This is a genomic window from Enterobacter sp. DC1, from assembly GCF_000568075.1.
Lineage (GTDB): Bacteria > Pseudomonadota > Gammaproteobacteria > Enterobacterales > Enterobacteriaceae > Enterobacter > Enterobacter asburiae.
Map to the genome: position 1 here is coordinate 188,794 of NZ_AZUA01000007.1, position 16,774 is coordinate 205,567.

The 16,774-nt window shown below is 54.8% G+C and carries 16 protein-coding genes; 7 read left to right on the forward strand and 9 right to left on the reverse strand.

The annotated features are described in order from the left end of the window. Positions 1-70 precede the first annotated feature (70 nt). On the forward strand, positions 71-403 hold the full coding sequence (locus P346_RS03930) for a YceK/YidQ family lipoprotein (protein WP_032662055.1): 333 nt from the start codon (positions 71-73) through the stop codon (positions 401-403). Here the strand turns inward: P346_RS03930 and P346_RS03925 are convergent. The 3 genes from P346_RS03925 to P346_RS03915 form a co-directional block, all read right to left on the reverse strand. Beyond that, positions 400-1,629, reverse strand: coding sequence for a DUF3748 domain-containing protein (locus tag P346_RS03925; protein ID WP_032662058.1), 1,230 nt, complete (start codon positions 1,627-1,629; stop codon positions 400-402). The genes P346_RS03930 and P346_RS03925 overlap by 4 nt on opposite strands. 50 nt (positions 1,630-1,679) lie before the next feature. Then, on the reverse strand, positions 1,680-2,492 hold the full coding sequence (gene yidA / locus P346_RS03920; RefSeq protein WP_032662059.1) for a sugar-phosphatase: 813 nt from the start codon (positions 2,490-2,492) through the stop codon (positions 1,680-1,682). Positions 2,493-2,607: 115 nt separating this feature from the next. Continuing rightward, positions 2,608-3,633, reverse strand: coding sequence for a zinc-dependent alcohol dehydrogenase family protein (locus P346_RS03915; RefSeq protein ID WP_032662061.1), 1,026 nt, complete (start codon positions 3,631-3,633; stop codon positions 2,608-2,610). A 110-nt stretch (positions 3,634-3,743) separates the two neighbouring features. On the opposite strand from P346_RS03915, the gene P346_RS03910 reads away from it, so the two are divergent. Further along, on the forward strand, positions 3,744-4,679 hold the full coding sequence (locus tag P346_RS03910) for a LysR family transcriptional regulator (protein ID WP_032662063.1): 936 nt from the start codon (positions 3,744-3,746) through the stop codon (positions 4,677-4,679). A gap of 34 nt (positions 4,680-4,713) precedes the next feature. On the opposite strand, the gene gyrB is transcribed toward P346_RS03910, so the two are convergent. From gyrB to dnaA, 4 genes are read right to left on the reverse strand one after another with little or no spacing between them, the layout of a single operon-like run. Continuing rightward, positions 4,714-7,125, reverse strand: a complete 2,412-nt coding sequence (gene gyrB / locus P346_RS03905) for a DNA topoisomerase (ATP-hydrolyzing) subunit B (protein ID WP_032662066.1) — start codon at positions 7,123-7,125, stop codon at positions 4,714-4,716. Between the two features lie 28 nt (positions 7,126-7,153). Continuing rightward, positions 7,154-8,227 (reverse strand): DNA replication/repair protein RecF, encoded by a 1,074-nt coding sequence (recF, locus tag P346_RS03900; RefSeq protein WP_023309805.1) that lies wholly within the window; start codon positions 8,225-8,227, stop codon positions 7,154-7,156. Next, positions 8,227-9,327: a DNA polymerase III subunit beta gene (dnaN, locus tag P346_RS03895; protein ID WP_029741444.1), complete on the reverse strand. Its 1,101-nt coding sequence runs from the start codon at positions 9,325-9,327 to the stop codon at positions 8,227-8,229. The genes recF and dnaN overlap by 1 nt, the downstream gene beginning before the upstream one ends. A 4-nt stretch (positions 9,328-9,331) precedes the next feature. Next, on the reverse strand, positions 9,332-10,726 hold the full coding sequence (dnaA, locus tag P346_RS03890) for a chromosomal replication initiator protein DnaA (RefSeq protein ID WP_010426558.1): 1,395 nt from the start codon (positions 10,724-10,726) through the stop codon (positions 9,332-9,334). Between the two features lie 724 nt (positions 10,727-11,450). Between dnaA and rpmH the strand changes: the two genes are divergently transcribed. The 5 genes from rpmH to mnmE all read left to right on the forward strand — a co-directional run bounded on the left by rpmH (position 11,451) and on the right by mnmE (position 15,271). Continuing rightward, a complete protein-coding gene (gene rpmH, locus P346_RS0121940; protein WP_000831330.1) occupies positions 11,451-11,591 on the forward strand; it encodes a 50S ribosomal protein L34 in 141 nt (46 codons plus the stop codon). Between the two features lie 16 nt (positions 11,592-11,607). Further along, positions 11,608-11,967, forward strand: a complete 360-nt coding sequence (gene rnpA, locus P346_RS03885) for a ribonuclease P protein component (RefSeq protein ID WP_032640303.1) — start codon at positions 11,608-11,610, stop codon at positions 11,965-11,967. Further along, positions 11,931-12,188 carry a membrane protein insertion efficiency factor YidD gene (yidD, locus tag P346_RS22760; protein ID WP_001307474.1) on the forward strand — a complete coding sequence of 86 codons (258 nt, stop codon included), beginning with the start codon at positions 11,931-11,933 and terminating at the stop codon, positions 12,186-12,188. Before rnpA ends, yidD begins: the two co-directional genes overlap by 37 nt. Before the next feature lie 2 nt (positions 12,189-12,190). Beyond that, positions 12,191-13,834: a membrane protein insertase YidC gene (yidC, locus tag P346_RS03880; protein ID WP_032662068.1), complete on the forward strand. Its 1,644-nt coding sequence runs from the start codon at positions 12,191-12,193 to the stop codon at positions 13,832-13,834. Positions 13,835-13,906: 72 nt separating this feature from the next. Further along, positions 13,907-15,271 carry a tRNA uridine-5-carboxymethylaminomethyl(34) synthesis GTPase MnmE gene (gene mnmE, locus P346_RS03875; RefSeq protein ID WP_032662070.1) on the forward strand — a complete coding sequence of 455 codons (1,365 nt, stop codon included), beginning with the start codon at positions 13,907-13,909 and terminating at the stop codon, positions 15,269-15,271. A gap of 38 nt (positions 15,272-15,309) precedes the next feature. On the opposite strand, the gene P346_RS0121945 is transcribed toward mnmE, so the two are convergent. Together P346_RS0121945 and P346_RS03870 are read right to left on the reverse strand one after the other, a co-directional pair. Beyond that, positions 15,310-15,654, reverse strand: coding sequence for a type II toxin-antitoxin system RnlB family antitoxin (locus P346_RS0121945; protein ID WP_032662072.1), 345 nt, complete (start codon positions 15,652-15,654; stop codon positions 15,310-15,312). Then, complete coding sequence (locus tag P346_RS03870; protein WP_032662074.1) at positions 15,641-16,768, reverse strand: type II toxin-antitoxin system RnlA family toxin; 1,128 nt, start codon at positions 16,766-16,768, stop codon at positions 15,641-15,643. Before P346_RS03870 ends, P346_RS0121945 begins: the two co-directional genes overlap by 14 nt. Between the last annotated feature and the right edge of the window lie 6 nt (positions 16,769-16,774).

A 16,774-nucleotide genomic window follows, 5' to 3' on the forward strand; every position in this document is an offset into this window, starting at 1 on the left:
CCATTTTGGATAAGGCTCGCTATAACCCTGAGTTGCAGGTCAATGCAGTGCCATTAACGATGACTGAGTGATGATGAAAAATGTTCTGATAAAGCTGACGACGTTCAGCGGGGTAGTTTTACTTTGCGGGTGTTCGAGCGTGATGTCTCACACCGGCGGTAAAGAAGGAACATATCCGGGGACGCGCGCCAGCGCGGCGATGATCTCCGATGACGATACAAACTGGGGCACCAAATCCCTGGTTATCCTGGATATGCCGTTTACGGCCGTGGCGGATACGCTTCTGCTGCCGTGGGATATGTTTCGTAAGGACAACTCCGTACGCTCGCGGGTAGAGAAAAGCGAGCAGGAGAATCTGGCGACAAACGCCGTCATCCCGCCCGCTGACATGCCTCCACGCTAGTACTGCGCGGTTTCCGTTACCCAAAGCTGACGGAAACCGGCTGTCTCTTCCATCCACGCAATAACGCGCCCGTCCGGGGAAAACACGACCGCATCAGCAGACGGCGGGTTGCCGTGATCGGACGTCAAAAACGTCACCTCTCCGGTCTGCGCGTCGCAGCAGGCGATCCGATTTTCGAGCACAAACCCCAGACGATCGCCGGAAGGATGCCAGTTAAATGCAGACTGAATATCGCTCCCGGTACGCGTCAACTGGCGCGGCTCGCCGCCCTCAGGAGAGATCAGCCACAGCTGCACAATGCCGTTATCATCCCGCATCAGAAATGCAATCTGTGTCCCCTGCGGGTTGCAGCGAACCCAGTGGCGCGGCACGTTCACCAGGCCTGGATATGCCCTCTGATGCGTAAAGGTCAGACGACGCTGCATCACCCCGGCAGGCGGCGCTGGCAGGGTCTCTGTCGTGCCCTGTAGCGGCGCATCGCCCGCACGCTTCCAGCCCTGCTCGTCTTCCGGCAGGTCGACGATAAACAGTTCGGGTACTTTTTGGCCCTGCGCAGAGAGGGTGTCACCGATAAACGCCAGCCTGTCGTTGCCCACCCAGCCCTCTTCGTAAGCGCGGTTGATTTCATCGCTGCACGGCCGCGGGCCAGGCGTCGTGCGGCTAACCAGCACGCTCCAGAATGTTCCCGAATATTCACGGGGATGGTTCCCCTGCGGGTTCACCGGGCCGTAAGGCGCAGCCACGCCGACGTTGCGTAAATCAAGTTTAGGATCGCGTTCGTGCAGAACATGGTCGTTGTAGGTAAAGCTGACGAGCTGCCCGTTCGGGCTAAAGACATGGACGTGGCTGCCACCGCGCAGCGCGCCTGCGGTGTAAGGCGCTGTGATATCCATCGCGTCCAGGTTGCTCACCTGACCGTTTTGCGCAACCACTCCCTGACGATGATGAAAATCGTAGTGCCAGCCTGCATCCGGGTTTTTCGGGCCGTGGATAAAGACATATTTCTCTTCTGCAGGATGAACGGTCACCACGCCGACGTGCGCGCCGTCAGTGGCGCGATAAACCACCTCTACCTCACCCGTAGCGACATTGACCCGCTCGATGGTTTCACCGGTGAACGACGCACCGGACGGGCGCACGTCGTAGACCAGCCACTGGCTGTCCGGCGTCCAGGTATTGATGTTGGTCAGCTGGTGGTTACGGGAGGCGAAGGTGATTTGTTTCATGAGGATACCCTGATGCACAGTTATCGCATCAGGGTATCGCAAGCGGGTTTTTAGTTCAGCACAAACTTCTCAATGGCATAAGCCACGCCGTCTTCGAGGTTGGATTTGGTCACAAAATTAGCCACTTCTTTCACCGATGGGATCGCGTTATCCATCGCCACGCCCATACCGGCGAATTCGATCATCGCGATGTCATTTTCCTGGTCGCCCAGCGCCATGATCTCTTCCTGTTTAATGCCCAGCGCATCGGCCAGTGATTTGACACCGGTGCCTTTATTGACGCGTTTATCGAGGATTTCGAGGAAGTACGGCGCACTTTTCAGCACGGTGTACTTCTCTTTTACCTCTGCCGGAATGCGCGCAATCGCTTTATCCAGGATCTCTGGCTCGTCGATCATCATCACTTTCAGGAACTGCGTCGCCGGGTCCATTTTCTCCGCTTCACAGAACACCAGCGGAATGGTCGCAACGTAGGATTCATGTACCGTGTAGTAGCTGATATCGCGGTTGGCGGTATAGAGCGTATTGCGATCGAGCGCGTGGAAGTGGGAACCCACTTCACGGGACAGTTTTTCCAGGAACAGATAGTCATCGTAGCTCAGCGCGGTTTGCGCAACCGTACTGCCGTCCGCGGCTTTCTGCACCAGCGCGCCGTTATAGGTGATGCAGTAGTCGCCAGGCTGATTCATGTGCAGCTCTTTCAGGTAGCTGTGTACGCCCGCATACGGACGCCCCGTGGTCAGGACCACATTCACGCCCTTTGCGCGCGCCGCGGCGATCGCGTTTTTAACGGCTGGAGAGATGGTGTGATCTGGCAGCAGCAACGTGCCGTCCATGTCGATTGCAATGAGTTTGATAGCCATGAGTTCCCCGGAATAAATGAGTGCTGCCTCATGCTAACGCGATTAAGCACACAAAAATAGAGCTATATTGCGCAACAGGAATGCCCCTTTTACGTTTATTCCGGGGAACAAAGGCTTACTCGCGGGTGAGCACAATTTTACCGAACGCGCCACGATCCAGATGTTCAAAGGCCTGTTCAAGCTCGTTAAAACGGTAGCGATGCTCGATCACCGGCTTCAGCCCCGTGACGTCAACTGCGCGGACAAAATCTTCCAGCGCCCGGCGATGCCCCACGCCAATCCCCTGAATGACGGGGGATTTCAGCAGCAGTTCGCCAGCAGAGAGGGTAATCTCCGTCCCGGCCAGCACGCCAATAACGGAGATACGTCCGTGAACGGCAACGGCGCGCAGGGAATGCTTCAGGTTCTCTCCACCGACGGTTTCGATAATATGGTCGATACCGCGATCCTGCGTGAGCGCCAGCGTATTTTCAGCCCAGTCGCCTTTCAGCCGGTTGATTCCGTGGCTGGCCCCCAGCGTTTTGGCCAGCGCCAGTTTCTCATCGCTCCCCGAGGTGACAAACACCTCAGCGCCGTGCGCTTTTGCAATTTGCAGAGCGAATATCGCCACGCCGCCCGTGCCCTGCACCAGCACCCATTGCCCGGCGCGCAGCTGACCGCGCTCCACCAGCGCAAACCAGGCGGTGAGCCCTGCGCAGGGCAGCGTGCTGGCCTCGGCGTCATTCAGAGTCTCCGGGGAGGCCACCAGCGCGTCTTCCTTCACAATCACATACTCGGCCAGCATGCCCTGGAAGTATCCGCCGGACGTTTTATAGGGCAGATTGCGCGCGTCCGCCTGCGGTTTACCGTCGATCCACTCGGGGAAGAAGGTTGAGATGACGCGCGCGCCGGGTTTGAAGCGCGTAACGCCTTCACCAATACTGTCCACCACGCCCGCCATGTCAGACGCCGGGGTAAACGGGAAGGAAAGCGGGATCGGCATTGTGCCTTCAACAACCATTTTATCGCGATAGTTAAGCGCAACGGCATTTACCCTTACGCGCACTTCACCCGGGCCGGGCTGTGGGACGGGCGCCTGAGTCAGCTTGAGGTTCTCGCGCCCGAGGGCGTCCATGGACCAGCGTTGCATTGTTTCTGTCATTTTATTTCTCCTGCCATCAGATGAGCTTTAGTCCTGACAGTCTACCGTTGACTAAAGGTCGCCAGTGGCGATAAGTTTTCTCTTTATTGACGCCATAATAGATACAATCCATGACCGATACGCTGAAGGATATTCCTGTTTTTGTAGCCGCCGTTGAGGCGGGAAGTTTTGCGCAGGCCGCTATTCGTCTGCATTTGTCACGCTCGGCGGTCGGAAAAAGCATCGCTCGCCTTGAACAACGACTGGGGGTACGTCTTTTTCAGCGCACCACCCGCAGCCAGAGTCTGACCGATAACGGAGCCCTTTTTTATGAACGCTGTCTGCGCGCGCTGGAGGAGATTCGGGGTGCGGAATCGCTGCTTGAAACGGGGAAACAGCAGGTCAGTGGCCGCCTGCGCGTTGCCATGCCGGTGCTGTTTGGTCGCCAGTGCGTCGCCCCGCTGCTGATAGCGCTGGCTCAGGAACACCCCGGGCTTGAGCTGGAAATGTCATTCAGCGACCGCGTGGTGGATCTGGTCGAGGAAGGGTTTGATATGGCGGTGCGTAACGGCACGCTTCAGGACAGCAGCGTGCTGGTCGCCAGAAAGCTGGGTGAACACCGCATGGTGCTGTGCGCCGCGCCGGAGTATCTGCTGAAGAAAGGCCAGCCACAAAGCGTTAATGATTTATCCCAGCATACGGCCATCAACTATTTGAGCGCAGGCAGAGTGTTGTCCTGGCAGCTGATGGATAACGAAGGAACGTCGCACACCTTTACACCCCGATCGTCGCTCAATATGGATGATTTGCAGGCGATCTGCGACGCTGCGCTGGCCGGACACGGCATTGCATGGCTGCCCTGCTGGATGGTCGTCAAAGATATTCACCAGGGTAAACTCGTCCCGCTCCTGAAGCAGGCACCGGATGTGCATTTCAACGTTCATGCCGTGTGGCAGCAGACGCCGCATCTGCCGCTGAGGGTAAGAATAGCGATAGATACGCTGGCGAGCCGTTTACCGTCTGTGATGTCGCTGGATATGCCTGCGCCCATAAAAAAGCCGCGCTAAAAGCGCGGCCAGTTATCGTGCGGCATAACGACGATTAAATATCGATATTTGCCGCTTTCAGGGCGTTCTCTTCGATGAAGGCACGACGTGGTTCAACCGCATCGCCCATCAGGGTCGTGAACAGCTGGTCCGCAGCAATCGCGTCTTTAACGGTGACGCGCAGCATGCGGCGGCTTTCCGGATCCATGGTGGTTTCCCACAGCTGGTCCGGGTTCATTTCGCCCAGACCTTTATAACGCTGGATAGCGAGGCCACGACGAGACTCTTTCACCAGCCAGTCCAGCGCCTGCTCGAAGCTGGCTACCGGCTGACGACGTTCGCCACGTTCGATGAACGCATCGTCTTCGATCAGGCCGCGCAGCGTCTCGCCGAGCGTGCAGATACGGCGGTATTCCGGACCGGTAACAAACTCGTGCTCAAGCGGATAGTCGGTGTCAACGCCGTGGGTACGCACGCGAATAATAGGCTCGAACTGCTTATCGGCGTTCTGCTGGATATCGCATTTCCACATGCTGCCGTGCTGCTCTTTCTCGTTGAGATCGGTCACCAGGGCGTTCACCCAGCGGGTCACGGTCTGCTCGTCGCTCAGATCGGCTTCGGTCAGGGTTGGCTGATAAACCAGCTCCTTCAGCAGCGTTTTCGGATAGCGGCGTTCCATACGCGTGATCATTTTCTGAGTCGCGTTGAACTCGGACACCAGACGCTCCAGCGGCTCACCGGCCAGTGCAGGGGCGTGCGAGTTCGCATGCAGGGTCGCGCCATCAAGGGCGATCGCGATTTGGTACTGATCCATCGCTTCGTCGTCTTTAATGTACTGTTCCTGCTTGCCTTTCTTCACTTTGTACAGCGGCGGCTGTGCAATGTAGACGTGGCCACGCTCAACGATTTCAGGCATCTGACGATAGAAGAAGGTCAACAGCAGCGTACGAATGTGCGAGCCGTCGACGTCCGCATCGGTCATGATGATGATGCTGTGATAGCGCAGTTTGTCCGGGTTGTACTCATCACGGCCGATGCCGCAGCCCAGTGCGGTGATGAGGGTCGCCACTTCCTGAGAAGAGAGCATCTTGTCGAAGCGCGCTTTCTCAACGTTGAGGATTTTACCCTTCAGCGGCAGGATAGCCTGGTTCTTACGGTTACGGCCCTGCTTCGCAGAACCGCCCGCGGAGTCCCCTTCCACGAGGTACAGTTCAGACAGCGCCGGGTCGCGTTCCTGGCAGTCAGCCAGTTTGCCCGGCAGGCCTGCTAAGTCCAGCGCGCCTTTACGACGGGTCATTTCACGGGCTTTACGCGCCGCTTCACGGGCACGCGCCGCATCGATAATTTTACCCACCACGATTTTCGCATCGGACGGGTTTTCCAGCAGGTATTCGCTCAGCAGTTCGTTCATCTGCTGTTCAACCGCCGATTTCACCTCGGAAGAGACCAGCTTGTCTTTGGTCTGTGAGGAGAACTTCGGATCCGGCACCTTCACGGAGACAACGGCAATCAGGCCTTCACGGGCGTCATCACCGGTGGCGCTGACTTTCGCTTTCTTGCTGTAGCCTTCTTTGTCCATGTAGGCGTTCAGGGTACGGGTCATTGCCGCACGGAAGCCTGCAAGGTGCGTACCGCCGTCACGCTGTGGAATGTTGTTGGTGAAGCAGTAGATGTTTTCCTGGAAACCGTCGTTCCACTGCAGCGCCACTTCCACGCCGATACCGTCTTTTTCGGTGGAGAAGTAGAAGATATTCTGGTGAATTGGCGTTTTGTTCTTGTTCAGATACTCAACGAACGCTTTGATACCACCTTCGTAATGGAAGTGGTCTTCTTTACCGTCACGCTTGTCTTTAAGGCGGATAGAGACGCCGGAGTTCAGGAACGACAGTTCACGCAGGCGTTTCGCCAGGATGTCGTACTCGAATTCGGTGACGTTGGTGAAGGTTTCATGGCTCGGCCAGAAACGCACCATGGTACCGGTTTTGTCGGTATCGCCAGTGACGGCCAGCGGTGCCTGCGGCACGCCGTGCGTATAGAGCTGACGGTGGATTTTGCCTTCGCGCTGGATAACCAGCTCCAGCTTCTGCGACAGGGCGTTAACCACGGAGACGCCTACGCCGTGCAGGCCGCCGGAAACTTTATAGGAGTTATCGTCGAACTTACCGCCTGCGTGCAGCACGGTCATGATCACTTCCGCGGCAGAGACCCCCTCTTCCGGGTGAATACCGGTTGGGATGCCACGACCATCATCGGTGACGGAGACGGAGTTGTCCGCATGGATGGTGACCACGATGTCTTTACAGTGACCCGCGAGCGCTTCGTCGATAGCGTTATCTACCACCTCGAATACCATGTGGTGCAGACCGGTGCCGTCATCCGTGTCGCCGATATACATACCCGGGCGCTTACGCACCGCATCCAGCCCTTTCAGGACTTTGATACTGGAGGAGTCATAAGAATTCGACATCAACGTTTCTCGCTCATTTCAACTTGGGTTAATCCGTTATTTTACCCTTTTCCACGGTAAACATCTTCGAATTTTCGTCCGACATGTCTATAACGTGTTCAGCGCTAATGGCGCTGACGAAAACCTGCGACTGCGTGGCTTTTAAGCGGCTGGCAAGCAGCCCGCGCCGCGCGTCGTCGAGTTCCGAGGCAAAATCATCTATCAGGTACAGGCAGCGTCTTCCGCTCTCGCGGGTGAGAAACTCTCCCTGTGCCAGGCGCAGCGCACACATCAGGAGCTTGAGCTGCCCGCGCGACAGCGTATCTTCCACCGGCGCACCGTCGGCACGAATGCGGAAATCCGCCTTGTGCGGGCCGTGCGCTGTGTAGGTCAACATGCGGTCACGCTCGAAGCTTCTCTCTAACACCTCAGCATAATCCGTCTCTTTCTCCCAGCCTCGCTGGAAGGAGAAGGTGAGAGAGAACTCGGGTAAAAACTGTTTGCAGGTGTCGGCCATGTCTTCGGCGATACCTGCGCTGTATTCGGCACGCCAGTTGCTGATTTGTTCCGCGAGAGGGATTAACTCCATGTCCCACGGACGCAGCTGGGCGTAACGGGTAACCTGGCGCAGAGCAGCGTTACGCTGCTTGAGCAGACGCTTCAGGTTGCTCCAGGCGTTAAAGAAACCGGCTTCGTTGTGAAAGCATCCCCAGTCGAGGAATGCTCTTCTGTATTTAGGGCCGCCGTTGAGTAAAGTAAACCCCTCCGGCGTAATCAGCTGCATTGGCATCAGCAGCGCCAGCTCCGCCACTTTATGGCCGTCGGTGCCGTCGATGCGCACCTTACTGTCGCCCTGCTTGTCTTTGGTCAGGCCGATGGCGGTTTCGCGCTCCGCCCCCTGCAAACGCCCGTGCAGAACAAAGGATTCCTGCTCGTGGCGAATGACGCGACCAATCTGCAAACTGCGAAACGCCCGACCGTGGCCGAGCGTATAGATGGCCTCAAGCACGCTGGTTTTGCCGCTGCCGTTTGCGCCAACCAGGAAGTTAAAGCCGGGGGATAAAGCGAGATCCGCGCTTTCGATATTGCGAAAGTCGCGGATCAACAGACGGGTGAGCGACATTACAGTCTCATTGGCATGACAACATAAGCCGCGCTTTGGCTGGCCGCATCTTCAATCTGTACGCTTGAAACGGAGTCGGTCAGCAGAATGCGCACGTTCTCGCATTTCAGTGCATTCAGCACATCCAGCACGTAGCTGACGTTAAAGCCGATTTCCATCTCGGTTCCGGCGTAGGTGACGTCCAGAATTTCTTCTGCCTCTTCCTGCTCCGGGTTGTTAGCGGTGATTTTGATCTGGTTTTCACTCACGTACAGGCGCACGCCGCGGAATTTCTCGTTAGAGAGGATCGCGGCACGGGCAAACGCCTGCTTGAGGCTATCGCAGCCCGCTTCCAGCGTTTTGTCCGGATTCTTCGGCAATACGCGGCGATAATCCGGGAAACGACCATCAACCAGCTTAGACGTGAAGACAAAATCACCCACGTGTGCGCGGATGTTGTTGCTGCCGATCTGCACGCGCAGCGGCGTGTCGCCACCGTCGAGCATACGCATTAGCTCAATCACCCCTTTACGCGGCACGATCACCGAATGGTTTGGCAGCGCGTTGCCAATCGGCATAGAACAAACCGCCAGACGGTGGCCGTCGGTAGCCACGGTACGCAGCTCTTCACCTTCGGTTTCGAACAGCATGCCGTTTAAGTAGTAACGGACGTCCTGATGCGCCATGGAGAACTGCGTGGCTTCAATCAGACGCTTCATCGTCGCCTGCGGCAGGGTGAATTCAACTTCGCTCTGCCAGTCGTCCAGGTTCGGGAAGTCCGCAGCAGGCAGCGTGGAGAGCGAGAAACGGCTGCGGCCAGAGCGCACCAGCATACGGTCGCCTTCCAGCTGCACGGCGATTTCAGCGCCTTCCGGCAGCCCGCGGCAGATATCAAAGAATTTACGTGCCGGAACCGTGGTCGCGCCCGCGTCGTGCGGCTGCGTCAGCGTAACGCGCGCGATCATTTCCATTTCCAGATCTGTACCGGTCAGCGACAGCGTACCGTCCGCGACCTGAAGCAGCAGGTTTCCGAGAATAGGCAGCGTTGGGCGGCCACCTAATGGGCCACTCACCTGTTGCAGCGGTTTTAATAAATGTTCACGTTCAACGGTAAATTTCATAGCGTCACGATGATAATGTTCTGATTAGATTGGAAAAATCTTCTTTTATGTCGTGGCTTTCTTCGCGTAACTGCTCAATCTTGCGACAAGCGTGCAGCACGGTCGTATGGTCACGGCCACCAAACGCATCCCCGATTTCCGGCAGACTGTGGTTGGTTAACTCCTTTGCCAGCGCCATCGCCATCTGACGCGGACGCGCCACCGAGCGGGAACGACGTTTAGACAGTAAATCTGCCACTTTGATCTTGTAGTACTCAGCCACCGTCTTTTGAATATTGTCGATAGTGACCAGTTTTTCCTGCAATGCCAGCAAATCGCGCAGCGCTTCACGCACAAAATCGATGGTGATCGCACGACCGGTGAAGTTGGCATTGGCGATAACGCGGTTCAGTGCCCCTTCCAGCTCGCGCACGTTGGAGCGCAGACGCTTGGCAATGAAGAACGCCACTTCGCCCGGCAGGCGAATGTCGTTTTCATCGGCTTTCTTCATCAGGATCGCGACGCGGGTTTCCAGCTCCGGTGGCTCGATCGCCACGGTCAGGCCCCAGCCGAAGCGGGATTTCAGACGATCTTCAACGCCGTTGATCTCTTTTGGGTAACGATCCGAGGTCAAAATGATCTGCTGATTGCCTTCCAGCAGGGCATTGAAGGTGTGGAAAAACTCTTCCTGCGATCGTTCTTTATTGGCAAAGAACTGGATGTCATCGATGAGCAGCGCGTCAACGGAACGATAGTAGCGTTTAAACTCTTCGATCGCATTGTTTTGCAGGGCTTTTACCATGTCCTGAACGAAGCGCTCGGAGTGCATATACACCACTTTGGCATTGGGCTTGCGCGCCATAATGCCGTTGCCCACCGCATGCAGCAGGTGCGTTTTACCCAGGCCCGTGCCGCCATAAAGGAACAGCGGGTTGTAGGCCCCACCGGGATTATCAGCAACCTGACGAGCCGCCGCGCGCGCCAGCTGGTTCGATTTACCTTCAACGAAGTTATCGAACGTGTGTTTCACGTTAACGTTAGAGCGGTAGGTTGGCTCAGCGGGCGCAGGGACGTTATCCCAGCCCTGACGAGCGGGTGCGACGCGAGGGGCCGGAGCAGGAGCGGCCTGAGCAGGCGCTGCTACGTTCACGGTTTCACGAACGGTTTGGGTGACCGGCTTTGTGCCCACTTCAAAGCGCAGCTGCGGGGCATCTGACCCGCAGAAATCGTTCAGCAGTCCATTGATGTTATTAAGGTACTTGTCCCTTACCCAATCGAGCACAAAACGGTTTGGCGCATACAAAGCCAGCGTGTTATCGCTCAGTTCCGCCTGCAACGGGCGGATCCACATACTGAATTCTGTGGCTGGTAACTCATCCTGCAATCGGGCAAGACACTGCTGCCAAAGCGAAAGTGACACGGCGGACTCCACTCGAACAATAAAAGAAAACTATTGAATATTCATGATTGTTGGCGCACATCGACATGACCCTGTGCAAAAGGGTGATGTGCGAACCGCTATCTGCGGTTGTACACTTCATCGTTCAAGCCGTCTCTGCGTTGGCTGCACTCGCTCGCCCCAGTCACGTACTTGTGTACGCTCCAGGGGACTCGCTCCTTTGCCGCCTTGATACAGCGTGAACGATTTTGTGTCATACCCGGCCAGGATCGCTGGATCCCGATCGGGACCGCGGATCATAGCCTAAACTGAGCCAGAGATCTTCTGTTTCTCACAGATTCTTCCCGATTTATCCACAGGAAGATCCGGAACCGGATAAGTGTAAACGATCCTGGCGCCAGTACCCCACGATTTAGTCCGCATATTGGAAAAATTAATGAGCACAGACAATTTATTGCTTAAATGATCTAACGAAGATCCGGGACGATCCTTGCGCTTTGCTGGCGAGGCCGTATAATCCTCGACCCGGCGCGTGATGCTCATCTTCCTGCGTCGTCCGTTGCTCATTTTCCACGCGAAAACGTGCGGAAATACGCGGGAAATAAGGAAAGAGAATTGACTCCGGAGTGTACAATTATTACAATCCGGCCTCTTTAATCACCCACGCTGAGGCGTTAGTCGTTCGAAACTCGTTCGGGTATACGCAAAAGTCAGTGAATTTATTCAAGTTTAGGTAGAAATCGCCATGAAACGCACTTTTCAACCGTCTGTACTGAAGCGCAACCGTTCTCACGGCTTCCGTGCTCGTATGGCTACTAAAAATGGTCGTCAGGTTCTGGCACGTCGTCGTGCTAAAGGCCGCGCTCGTCTGACCGTTTCCAAGTAATAAAGCTAACCCCTGAGTGGTTAAGCTAGCATTTCCCAGGGAGTTACGTTTGTTAACTCCCGCTCATTTCACTTTCGTCTTCCAGCAGCCACTACGGGCTGGCACGCCGCAAATCACCATCCTCGGCCGCCAAAATTCGCTGGGGCATCCCCGCATCGGTCTCACAGTCGCCAAGAAAAATGTTAAGCGTGCGCATGAACGCAATCGGATTAAACGTCTGACGCGTGAAAGCTTCCGTTTACGTCAGCACGAACTGCCTTCAATGGATTTCGTGGTGGTGGCTAAAAAAGGGGTTGCCGACCTCGATAACCGTGCTCTCTCGGAAGCGTTGGAAAAATTATGGCGCCGCCACTGTCGCCTGGCTCACGGGTCCTGATAGCCCTCATTCGGGTCTATCAACGCCTGATTAGTCCTCTACTCGGGCCGCACTGCCGTTTCACACCAACATGCTCAAGCTACGGAATTGAGGCATTGCGCAGGTTTGGAGTGATAAAAGGCAGTTGGTTGACGGTGAAACGCGTATTAAAATGCCACCCTTTACACCCCGGTGGAGACGACCCCGTCCCTCCAGGACCCTTTGATACCAGAGAACACTAACGATGGATTCGCAACGCAATCTTCTTATCATCGCTTTGTTGTTCGTGTCTTTCATGATCTGGCAGGCATGGGAGCAGGATAAAAATCCTCAACCCCAGCAGCAGACCACGCAGACTACGACCACCGCAGCGGGTAGCGCCGCCGACCAGGGCGTACCGGCCAGTGGCCAGGGGAAACAGATTACGGTTAAGACCGATGTGCTTGAGCTGACAATCAACACCCGTGGTGGTGATGTTGAGCAGGCGCTGCTGTTGACCTACCCGAAAGAGCTGAAGTCTAACGAACCGTTCCAGTTACTGGAAACCACGCCTGAGTTTATCTACCAGGCGCAGAGCGGCCTGACCGGTCGTGATGGCCCGGATAACCCGGCTAACGGTGCGCGTCCACTGTATACCGTCGAGAGCGACACCTTTGTACTGGCTGATGGTCAGAACGAACTCTCGATCCCGATGACGTACACTGACGCCGCAGGCAACACCTTCACTAAAACCTTCACCCTGAAACGCGGTGAATATGCGGTGAATGTGGGCTACAGCGTACAGAACGCCAGTGCGAAACCGCTGGAGCTGTCGACCTTTGGCCAGCTGAAGCAGTCCATCAATCTGCCGTCTCACCGTGACACCGGAAGCAGCAACTTTGCGCTGCATACCTTCCGTGGCGCGGCGTACTCCACGCCAGACGCGAAGTATGAGAAATACAAATTCGACACCATTGCCGATAACGAAAACCTGAACGTCAGCGCTAAAGGCGGTTGGGTGGCAATGCTGCAGCAGTATTTCGCCACTGCGTGGGTGCCAAATAACGACGGTACCAACAACTTCTATACCGCGAACCTGGGTAACGGTCTTGCAGCCATCGGCTACAAATCTCAGCCGGTTCTGGTTCAGCCGGGTCAAACCGGTAAGATGGCAAGCACCCTGTGGGTCGGCCCGGAAATTCAGGACAAAATGGCCGCTGTTGCGCCGCACCTGGATCTGACCGTCGATTACGGCTGGTTGTGGTTCATCTCTCAGCCGCTGTTTAAGCTGCTGAAGTTCATTCACAGCTTCCTGGGTAACTGGGGCTTCTCCATCATCGTTATCACCTTCATCGTTCGTGGCATCATGTACCCGCTGACTAAAGCGCAGTACACCTCCATGGCGAAGATGCGTATGCTGCAGCCTAAGATTGCGGCGATGCGTGAGCGTCTGGGCGATGACAAACAGCGTCAGAGCCAGGAAATGATGGCCCTGTATAAAGCAGAGAAAGTAAACCCACTGGGTGGTTGCTTCCCGCTGCTGATTCAGATGCCAATCTTCCTTGCGCTGTACTACATGCTGATGGGTTCCGTTGAGCTGCGCCACGCGCCGTTCGCCCTGTGGATCCATGACCTGTCCGCACAGGACCCGTACTACATCCTGCCGATCCTGATGGGCGTGACGATGTTCTTCATCCAGAAGATGTCGCCGACCACCGTGACCGACCCGATGCAGCAGAAGATCATGACCTTTATGCCGGTCATCTTCACCGTGTTCTTCCTGTGGTTCCCGTCAGGTCTGGTGCTGTACTATATCGTCAGCAACCTGGTGACCATCATCCAGCAGCAGCTGATTTACCGTGGTCTGGAAAAACGTGGCCTGCATAGCCGCGAAAAGAAAAAGTCCTGATTCGGTAAGTTAACGCTAAAATAAGGGCGGTCGATTGACCGCCTTTTTTATTTGTATTGAACGAGACCAACCATGAGCCATAACGACACTATCGTCGCCCAGGCAACCCCACCGGGACGCGGTGGTGTAGGCATTCTGCGCATCTCCGGCCTGAAGGCGCGCGAGGTGGCCGAAGCGGTGCTGGGTAAACTGCCAAAGCCGCGCTACGCTGATTACCTGCCGTTTAAAGATACCGACGGCACGCCGCTGGACCAGGGCATTGCGCTGTGGTTCCCCGGCCCGAACTCCTTCACCGGCGAAGACGTGCTGGAGCTGCAGGGCCACGGCGGCCCGGTTATCCTCGACCTGCTGTTAAAACGTATTCTGACCCTGCCTGGCCTGCGAATTGCGAAGCCGGGCGAGTTCTCCGAGCGTGCTTTCCTCAACGACAAGCTCGACCTGGCGCAGGCAGAAGCGATTGCAGACCTGATCGACGCCAGTTCTGAACAGGCGGCCCGCTCCGCCCTGAACTCGCTGCAGGGGGCATTCTCCGCCCGCGTAAATCACCTTGTGGAAGCACTTACTCACCTGCGTATCTACGTCGAAGCGGCTATCGACTTCCCGGACGAAGAAATCGACTTCCTCTCTGACGGTAAAATCGAAGCGCAGCTCAACCAGGTGATGAACGATCTCGACGCCGTTCGCGCCGAAGCGCGTCAGGGCAGCCTGCTGCGTGAAGGAATGAAGGTGGTGATTGCCGGACGTCCTAACGCCGGGAAATCGAGCCTGCTGAACGCCCTGGCGGGCCGTGAAGCGGCGATCGTCACCGACATTGCCGGCACCACCCGCGACGTGCTGCGCGAGCATATCCACATCGACGGGATGCCGCTGCATATTATCGACACAGCGGGCCTGCGCGATGCCAGCGACGAAGTAGAGCGCATCGGTATCGAACGCGCCTGGCAGGAGATTGAGCAGGCCGACCGCGTGCTGTTTATGGTGGACGGCACCACGACCGACGCCGTTGACCCGGCGGACATCTGGCCAGACTTTATCGCCCGTCTGCCGGCGAAACTGCCCATCACCGTGGTACGCAACAAAGCGGACGTCACCGGCGAAACGCTGGGCATCAGCGATGTGAACGGTCACTCACTAATTCGCCTGTCGGCGCGTACCGGTGAAGGCGTTGACGACCTGCGCAACCATCTCAAGCAGAGCATGGGCTTTGACACCAGCATGGAAGGCGGCTTCCTTGCGCGTCGTCGTCACCTTCAGGCGCTGGAAGAGGCGGCAAACCACCTTGTTCAGGGTAAAGCGCAGCTGATCGGCGCGTGGGCGGGCGAGCTGCTGGCGGAAGAGCTGCGTCTGGCGCAGCAGAATCTGAGCGAGATCACCGGGGAGTTTACGTCGGACGATCTGCTGGGAAGGATCTTCTCGAGCTTCTGTATCGGGAAGTAAAAGTACACACAAGTAGCTTTACGCCGCTTGTGTGTAACTTAATAATCAAGTAAATCATGGATCTCAAGACTGCTTAAAACAGACACTTTAAGCAGTCCATTGTTTTTTCTAAAAAAAACCTTTTGATGGGAAATCACATCGAAAGGAATCTCTTCATTTTCCTTAGGATGAATACTGGTTCTCACAAGTGTCCGACCATCAAAAAAAGCTTCAAAAAATCTGTTCCGAAGACCTTTTGATATTGCTAAATCAAAGAGCACCTTACCAGAGAAGTTCAGACGTACCAACTCCTCAGCCACGTTATTGAACTGATTTGTAATGGGTTTATGTGGCAATTCTGTAACTATTGCCAAATCATAACTGAGTACTTCAATGTGAGTCATGGGGCCTAAACTGATAGAGTTTTTCAATGCATTTCTTAGTATCAGTGATTAAAGTTAGTGCAGTACCGAGATCTGAAATGCAGTAGCTGAAGATGAGTTGTTCATTCATATGAAACAGAGGGTGGCGCTTACCTGAGTAATGATTATAACCTTCTTCAAGTGCCTCGACCAACTCTTTTGATTGAATTATAGCCACATGCTGGCTTGCAAGAGAGAACGTTTCATCTGCTTTTCGTTTATACATTACCCCCAACCTCGAATCACCAGCATCAGTAAAATTTGAAGAATAGAGTCCAAATGCGCTGAGACAATCATGTAGCGCACCTTCCAATGCTCGCAGATCTGGATACAAAAGCATCGAATAATCAACCATTTTAGGAGAGGCCAAAGAAACACATAGGCCACTAAGCATTAGTTTTTTAATAGGTTCTGGCGCTTTTTGAAACGTATGGGGATAATGTTCCTTCAAAAAATGCCCAGCTACAGGAACCGATACCATCTCTTGCTTTGTTTCATCTCTTCGGTTTAATATTTTCTCTATCCCCCATAAATCAAGAATATCAATTAGATGGAAGCTAAGACGCTTATAGGTAAAAAGAGGCTTCCCCTGAATTTGCAGTTTATGAGTTGTTCTGTAAAATTTTAAAACTAGATTGTCTTTATGGCGTAAGCTACTAATTCTTAATTGGATTAGTGTGGAATTATCTTGTTCAATGCCACAGCTAAACATTTTTTCCCCGTCAGGGTAGCTATCACCACGCAAAGCAACAAACAGAGGCTCAACATCCGTTTCGCGCAAGTCTTGAAGTGTCATTTCTATTGATTCGAACTCGTTAGGATTAATTTTACTTTTGACAAATTCAGCTAATAACAATCCTAGTTCGTGGTTTTTACCAGTTTTATAATGGATAGTAGTTGTTCCATCACCATTACAGATAAAATCAATTAAAGCACTTGGAACAGATGCTCTACCGAATGTATAGCGTTGGATAGTACATCCGTTTCCACTTTCAAATTCTATATGTTCATCCAGTCTAAGATCATTAGCATCAATAAATTCAGCGACATACCCACCAATCATTTCCTGAGCTAAGGGTAAAGATTTATACGGCATCTGAGT